We start from the raw sequence: 5,581 nt of genomic DNA, 5'->3' as shown, positions 1-5,581 counted from the left end.
CTTGATTTATGCGGCTTTCCGGGCGCGGTAGAGAGGGGGCCGGTATATTTACCCTCGGAGGGCTGAAAACGGCTTCTAAAGCGTAACAGGGGCCTTTCTGGGCCTTATTCCTGGCCTCCATTGTGCAGCGCGTCCAGGAGCCAATCGCTTAACTCCTGGGAAGGGGACACCTGCACTGTTATATGCCCATTTTCAAAGCGTACCGCTGGCGGCGGGCAATCCCACCACTTACGGACGGTTTTCGGATCAAGGCCAGTTTCCCGGTGACAGTCAGCCTTGCGCCCCTCCGGGTACTGCTGCCGCCATTCATAAACCCGCACCTGAGCCGTTCCGCTGCCTTTAGGCCGCCCGTTCCCTTCTCTCCAATCCTTTTTCCCTTGCTGTTTCGCTTTAATATCCCGAATAGCTCTTGCAATTTCAAGATGATCTGCTTGTCTTTGAAAATTACGCTTATTGACAGGCATAGTCAGGCCGGAGAGCTTCGCTATATCGTCCCTGGGGAATGTCACATAGTCCTCATTGAACATTTCCAGAGCGCACACCACATCATCTTTTGTAAAGCGGTTTATATCCTCCACGCTCATATCATCGTAGGGCCGAAGCAGCGCGAAAGCGTCCCGGCGCAGCTCGTCCTCGTCTATCCCGCATTTTTTCGCATAAATCGCCAGCGTCATAATGCCATAGAAACGATGGCCCACCCGGATTTCATCGGCGATCCGGTGCAGCCACCAGTCGTAAAGGTCACGCTTAACCGTCCATCGGCCCCGCCGCTCCTTCTTGACGATCCGCCGCTCATACCAATCCGGGTACTTCTCTTTCGCCTCGGCCAGCGACAGGCGGCTCTTTCTCATAAGCCCCTCAAGCCGCTGCTGTTCCCCGTTGCTGTCCGGGATATAATCAAGCAGCCACGCCAGCTCCACCGGCCCGCCGAGCCGGAACGCCCTCACAGGATACTCACGCCCCAGCTTCGAGCCGGAGCCGACCACCCGAAAGCCCTGCAAAATCCCCTGCATTTGCGGCTCCTTGATAGTGGAGGTAAACTTATTCCAAATCTGCCGGGTAAGGGAATATTTCAGCTCTTTCAAGCATTTCTGGTTGTACGGGTACATAGGCACCGGCTCTTTCAGCACATAATACAGGTGAAGCCCTGTCCCGCTGTTTACAACAAAGGTTGCCTGGGGCAAAATATCCTTATTCATCTGGTGCAGCGTGTCCCGGAGCTGAGGCATACCCACCCCGTCCAGGTCAAAGACCAGAGCATAGAGATACCGGGCATTTTTGCCACACCGCCGCCGCCCAAAATAAGAAATCGGGGACATAATCGTAAAATCGGTGTCTTGCAGCTCCCGCAGCTCGTCCAGCTCGTCAGTGATGGTACAGCGTTTCGCTTTACCGTCCCCCTCGATCTGCAAGGCAATCCCCGTTGCCTTGTCAACCTCACCTTTCGGCACCGTCACCGCAATTCCATTTCCCTTCCTGTCCTCAAAATGACCCTTCCTCTCGAAAGATCCTTCCGGGAAGATCTCACGATAAAACTCATACGGCTCCACCGGCTCCAAAAACTTCTCTAAATGCTCGTTCTTTTCCCTGTAAAGTTCCCGCAGCCGTTCCAGAGCTTCTTGCTGATCCGCCATTCCTTACACCTCTTTTCGTACATTCTGCAAACCCACAGGGGGAAAAGGGGGAGCCAAAGAGCGGCCCCAAAGGGGCCTTAAAGAGAAAGTCACCTCCCCCTTTTCCCCCTCGCTCTGGGGCATGGAAATGATGGAAAACCTTTCAGGTTTACCACATTCCCACACCCCGCCGCTCACCCCCATAACCCCCTCCGACTTTCTCCCTGTCCGAGAGAGAATATTTTATTATTTTTCTCCCTGGCCTAAAGGCCATAGGGGGGCATATATTATCAATATATTTTATTCCCTATTTTACAACCCACTAACTCCCTGCCATCTCCCATACCCCATAGGGGGGCATATATTATCAATATATTTTATTCCCTATTTTTACTGTTATTATAGCCTGTCCGGGCGGCTCTTGCAAGGCCCCCTGACAGGCTTCTTTTATAGCTCCATACCACCCCAGGTATGGCCCCGTTCCTGCTCTCTTTCCGGCTGCTGCACCTCTGGCACAGGTAGTAGCTCACGCGCCTTTTCGACCAGGGGCCGGAACTGCTCTGGCAAGTGCCGATCCAGGAAATCCAGCACCGCCCCGATCCCTTCCTGAAGCCGCGCCGAAAACCCGCGCTCCCGGCTCAAATCTTCTTCCAGGTATTCCACCTGCACTTTAAGCTGCCGGTTTTCATTTTCAAGCCGCTGCCGCTCCTGGGCCTCCTTCAGCTTTTCTTTCGTCGAGGGGATTTTCTGCTGAAGCTGTTGGTTTTCTACCTTCAGCTCCCGCACCTTCTGCTCTGCCGCCGCGCCCCGGATCACCGCCGCCTTCAGCTCCTTCACCTGCTCCACCGTCACGCCCTTGACGGCCCCTGTCAGCGTCTTTTCCGGCTGTATTGCGTCCAGATCGGGCTTGACCTTCTCAACCGCTTTCAGCAGCTTCACATTCCCTTGCAGGGCCTTTCTCTGCTTTTCCAGGGCCGCGATCTCCTGCTCTGCCGCTGTCACCTGTTCCTGGATAGCTTCAAGCCGCTGGGCCGCTGCTCTGTACTCTGGCAGCTCCATATGAGGCCGACCACCGCCTAAGCTGATAATCTCAAACTCGTGCGCCTGGGCGATTTCCGTTAGGGCTTCTTTCTCCCGTTCCATCCAGGCTTTCCATTCCGTCTGCTTCCGGCCCATCCCTTCAAATCCCTGCTGCTTTAACGCTTGTTTCATTGATACCCGCGTCGAAAGGCCCCGGCTCTGCTCCGTTGCCACCGGCACGAAGTCCACATGGAGGTGGGGCGTGGCCTCGTCCATGTGCAGCACCATATTGAACACCCGCAGATGAGGATTGCGCTCCTGGAAGGACTCTGCAAACTCTTTGAGAGCTGCCGCCGCCCGTTCCCCTCCAGGGGAGCCGCACCCGCAGTCTATCAAGTTGCCGATCTGGAAGATAGCCTCATGAAATAGCTTTTCCTGCTTGCTCTGCCGGATATGCTCATAGTAGTCTGGTATCTTGTCCCTGGTCTTTTTCTTTTTGGCATTGTAGGCAGCCAGGGCTTCATCGAAAAGTTCGTGGTACACCTTTTTCAAATCCTCGTTGCAAAAGGTGACATTCTGCCCCGACCTGCTCCGGTCTACATTCGCCGCTGAAAAGCTCCTGTTGTTGTGCCGGATGCTTCCCCGGCCCGTCATTCCCGAAATGGTTGTACCTATAAAATCACCCGTCCCTTTCCTGCAAAAAGCCCATATCTTACTATTCCTATTTTACCATAACTGGCCGCAGGCCACAACCTCTTTGTTACTTTCTTGTGAGAAAGTAACGCAAAAGCACTTTCACACCGCCGCCCCTTTGGGGCTGGCAGTATGAAAGTGCTTTTGCGCGCTCCCGCGGGGGATTGCCGGAGCTGCCAACCGCTACGGTTTCCCGCTGCTTTCGGGCGGCTCCGGCTGGGGCTTCGGCCACACTGTCAAATTACTGCTTTATGTTCTGCAAAATTTCCTCAACCGTCGTTCTGTACAACTTTGCCAGCGCAATCAAATTAGAGGTACTCGGATCACATTCTCCGCTTTCCCACTTAGATACTGCTTGCCGACTAACCCCTATTGTTTCTGCTACAAATTCTTGGGTCATCTTATTTTTAGTCCGCAAGTCTTTCAATACTTCACCTAAATTTTGCTTAAGGACGCTCTTTTCAGCTCTTACATCTTTAGACCTAATATATTTCTTCAAAGCTCGAATAATTAAGATAACCAGATAGATAAATAGCCCGAAAAGACCTGCATAGATGATCAAAGAAATAACCAGCATTGGTGCCGCTATACTCATATTTGTTCCTCCTTTCTGATCATCATTTTAGCAATAACTTCTCGGTTGCTACCATCAATTATTGAGCAACTTTAAGTTGCTTTCTACTTTCCAAACAGTTTACTAAACCACCCGCGCTTTTGCTCCGGCTCCTGGCCCTGCTGATCCGCTCCGGCCTCCCCGGTAAGAAGCTGCTGCTGGATTGTCCCCGCGTGAAGGGCCTGGGCCGCCGCTGCTGTCTGCTGGGCGGCAAGCAGCGCCGCGCTGACCTCTGCCAGCCTTGCGTTTAGTTCCTCAATCTGCCGGTCTTTCACTTCAAGCTGCCCCTGCAGCGTGTCGATGGTGGCCTGCAAAACTGCTACCACTCCGGCCTCTTGCGACTGCTCCGGCACCGCTCCAATGGAGCGCTCCGTATGCGTATCCGTATGCGCTCCATTGGAGCGGTCATCTTTCAAAAAATCTTGTTTTATCAGGGTTTCAGCCTGCTCCGATAGATACAATACCCCCTGCTCCGTATGCGTATACGGAGCGCAAACCGTATGCAGCTTGCCTTTGTATCGCTTATAGACCGCCTGCTTTGATACCCCTATCTCGTCGGCTATCTGCCGTATCGTTTTCATACTTTCACGAACAGGCCCACAGGACACACACCCTTAAACCCAGGCGTAGATATGTACCAGCAAGCAGGGCCTGTCGGCTCCCAGGCTACTTCAAGGGTAATCTCGTGCCAGCCATCTGGAAACAGAGCTGTAAATCCCTCTCCTGCGTGTATGCCGCGCCCTTCCAAGAGCAGACGAGGGTGCGGATCATCGTCTGCCGGATCGGGAAGCTGTATCTGCGCGATCCTCTCTTTATCCCAGCTCATAGACCTTTCCTCCTTCCCCTAAAATAAGTCGCTATGCGATCCCGTCCGGGTAAGATATAAAATCAGCTCGTCCCCGTCCACTTCGTAGATCAGCAACCAATCCGGCGTAATGTGGCACTCACGACACCCCGCATAGTCCCCGGAAAGCTGGTGATCCCTGTTCTTCCCCGGCAACGGCTCCCCCGCAGCCAGCTTTTTAATAATATCGGTCAGCAAAGAAATATCAAAGCCGCGCTTTTTCACACGCTTCAAATCCTTCTGAAACTTTGTGGTTGGTCTTATGTTATACATCGGCAAGCAGCTCCTCCATCATCTGATCGACATTGGAATAGGTCTTGCCGAGGCTCGGATCGGCCTTCATTCTCTTTACTTCCTGGATTGCTTCGACGGTTTCTGCGTTCGGCACATCGCCGCTGATTTCAAAGGGTATTCTATACTCTCTCACCGCCTTACGAGCAAAAACATTGAACGCCGTTGTCATCGTCATTCCCATATCAGCACAGAACGCCTCAAACTGCCGCTTCAAATCTGCGTCCATACGAATGTTAATATTTGTATTCGCCATAGATAGCAACTCCTTTCACTCTTATTATATACATTGTATCATTTTTTTATTTACAATGTCAATACATTTTCCTGCCCGTTTCCCCAAGCCCTGGCTCTTAAACTTCTGCCCTGGTATGTACGCATTTAGGTGGCAAAAAAGCCTTGATTTATGCGGCTTTCCGGGCGCGGTAGAGAGGGGGCCGGTATATTTACCCTCGGAGGGCTGAAAACGGCTTCTAAAGCGTAACAGGGGCCTTTCTGGGCCTTATT

The 5,581-nt window shown here is 52.7% G+C and carries 8 protein-coding genes; all 8 read right to left on the bottom strand.

The window, feature by feature from the left end; translation table 11 throughout:
* Positions 1-104 precede the first annotated feature (104 nt).
* The 8 genes from DXA97_RS19270 to DXA97_RS19235 all read right to left on the bottom strand — a co-directional run bounded on the left by DXA97_RS19270 (position 105) and on the right by DXA97_RS19235 (position 5,330).
* A complete protein-coding gene (locus tag DXA97_RS19270; protein ID WP_117515908.1) occupies positions 105-1,634 on the bottom strand; it encodes a hypothetical protein in 1,530 nt (509 codons plus the stop codon).
* Between the two features lie 426 nt (positions 1,635-2,060).
* Positions 2,061-3,287: a plasmid recombination protein gene (locus DXA97_RS19260; protein WP_177592980.1), complete on the bottom strand. Its 1,227-nt coding sequence runs from the start codon at positions 3,285-3,287 to the stop codon at positions 2,061-2,063.
* 106 nt (positions 3,288-3,393) lie between these two features.
* Positions 3,394-3,558 (bottom strand): hypothetical protein, encoded by a 165-nt coding sequence (locus tag DXA97_RS20425; protein ID WP_158579779.1) that lies wholly within the window; start codon positions 3,556-3,558, stop codon positions 3,394-3,396.
* Between the two features lie 9 nt (positions 3,559-3,567).
* The gene (locus DXA97_RS19255) at positions 3,568-3,921 is read right to left on the bottom strand and encodes a helix-turn-helix transcriptional regulator (RefSeq protein ID WP_117515911.1); all 354 of its coding nucleotides are present in this window, start codon (positions 3,919-3,921) and stop codon (positions 3,568-3,570) included.
* Between the two features lie 83 nt (positions 3,922-4,004).
* Positions 4,005-4,520, bottom strand: a complete 516-nt coding sequence (locus tag DXA97_RS19250) for a hypothetical protein (protein ID WP_117515913.1) — start codon at positions 4,518-4,520, stop codon at positions 4,005-4,007.
* A complete protein-coding gene (locus tag DXA97_RS19245; protein WP_087295647.1) occupies positions 4,517-4,765 on the bottom strand; it encodes a hypothetical protein in 249 nt (82 codons plus the stop codon). The genes DXA97_RS19250 and DXA97_RS19245 overlap by 4 nt, the downstream gene beginning before the upstream one ends.
* An 18-nt stretch (positions 4,766-4,783) precedes the next feature.
* On the bottom strand, positions 4,784-5,056 hold the full coding sequence (locus DXA97_RS19240) for a type II toxin-antitoxin system YafQ family toxin (protein ID WP_118721431.1): 273 nt from the start codon (positions 5,054-5,056) through the stop codon (positions 4,784-4,786).
* A complete protein-coding gene (locus DXA97_RS19235) occupies positions 5,049-5,330 on the bottom strand; it encodes a type II toxin-antitoxin system RelB/DinJ family antitoxin (protein WP_087295645.1) in 282 nt (93 codons plus the stop codon). The genes DXA97_RS19240 and DXA97_RS19235 overlap by 8 nt, the downstream gene beginning before the upstream one ends.
* Positions 5,331-5,581: the final 251 nt, after the last annotated feature.

The sequence above is a fragment of the Clostridium sp. OF09-36 genome (assembly GCF_003481985.1).
In the GTDB taxonomy this organism is placed as follows: Bacteria; Bacillota; Clostridia; order Lachnospirales; family Lachnospiraceae; genus Brotaphodocola.
The sequence above is the reverse complement of the archived record's forward strand: the minus strand, read 5'-3'. Positions and strand labels throughout refer to the sequence as shown.

Coding starts and splice junctions, on each gene's coding strand:
- DXA97_RS19270 (WP_117515908.1), bottom strand. CDS start 1,634: ATGGCGGATCAGCAAGAAGCTCTGGAACGGCTGCGGGAACTTTACAGG.
- DXA97_RS19260 (WP_177592980.1), bottom strand. CDS start 3,287: ATGACGGGCCGGGGAAGCATCCGGCACAACAACAGGAGCTTTTCAGCG.
- DXA97_RS19255 (WP_117515911.1), bottom strand. CDS start 3,921: ATGAGTATAGCGGCACCAATGCTGGTTATTTCTTTGATCATCTATGCA.
- DXA97_RS19250 (WP_117515913.1), bottom strand. CDS start 4,520: ATGAAAACGATACGGCAGATAGCCGACGAGATAGGGGTATCAAAGCAG.
- DXA97_RS19245 (WP_087295647.1), bottom strand. CDS start 4,765: ATGAGCTGGGATAAAGAGAGGATCGCGCAGATACAGCTTCCCGATCCG.
- DXA97_RS19240 (WP_118721431.1), bottom strand. CDS start 5,056: ATGTATAACATAAGACCAACCACAAAGTTTCAGAAGGATTTGAAGCGT.
- DXA97_RS19235 (WP_087295645.1), bottom strand. CDS start 5,330: ATGGCGAATACAAATATTAACATTCGTATGGACGCAGATTTGAAGCGG.